The sequence below is a fragment of the Bacillus sp. B4EP4a genome (genome assembly GCF_006680105.1).
Lineage (GTDB): Bacteria > Bacillota > Bacilli > Bacillales > DSM-1321 > Peribacillus > Peribacillus simplex_E.
This window is the reverse complement of sequence record NZ_VHIK01000072.1, coordinates 1-916: the sequence shown is the minus strand read 5'-3', so window position 1 is coordinate 916 and position 916 is coordinate 1. Positions and strand designations below refer to the sequence as shown.

1 protein-coding gene is annotated in these 916 nt (G+C 32.0%); it reads left to right on the top strand.

Annotation, left to right across the window (positions count from 1 at the left end; all coding sequences use genetic code 11):
* A partial coding sequence (locus FNK51_RS26825) for a hypothetical protein (protein ID WP_181762347.1) occupies window positions 1–680 on the top strand: 680 nt, incomplete at its 5' end.
* Between the last annotated feature and the right edge of the window lie 236 nt (window positions 681–916).

Here is a 916-nt window from a genome sequence, read left to right as displayed (position 1 = left end):
CAAAAACTCTCGAATACACCTTAGCTACATTAGGCACAAATTCAACCATTAGCTTTACTGGAAATAATGAAGGAAAAGCCGTTATTAATCGCGGAATACATTCACCTATGTATAAAAGTTATTCAGGAAATGAAACTGTTGTCGATATATCCAATACTAATTTAGTGGTTTTTGCTAATACTCAACCAACAATTATTACTTCTATAACAAATGAAGATTTAAACAATACTTTTCCTAGGGTTGTAACTCTTTATTCATATAATGACAATACAACACTTTCAGCAACCATACCTAATATTACCTTTAAAGTGGCACCTAATATATCAATTGTTAATATACCAGCAAAGGAAAGTATGACATTTCTTGTATACGGCGGCTCAATTAGAGAGCTCTCAAGAAGTTTTCAATTAGCAAATCGCGTCAAAACAATATCTGATAATTCCACAACCGCTAACGTTACCTCTTATGACCAAATTAACTTTAATCAGCCGGAAGTAACCACATTTACAGCACTAACAGGAACATTTACAGATGGTAAAATTATAGACTTAATAGCTTTTAATGATAATACAATAATATCAAGAACAGTCGCTAACTTAAAAGGTGGTGTAGACTTCAATCTCCCAAATAAAGGATTGCTGAGATTAAAGTATACACTTGGAAATTGGTATGAAGTTTAATTATTTTCGTCCAAGAATTAAATCATTACAAAATTTTGTTGTTTTGGCAAACAGTTCTATGACAACACTTGTTTTAAAAAACTACAATCAAAGAAGATACCATCTATCTTGTGTAATACAAAACATCAATATCAAGAAGCATTTTTAAAATCCTAGCAGTATTACTCATTCACAAAAAAACCAGGTCGTCACGATGAGGACCTACCAATGTTACACCCCGTTCAATTTCCCTTGTT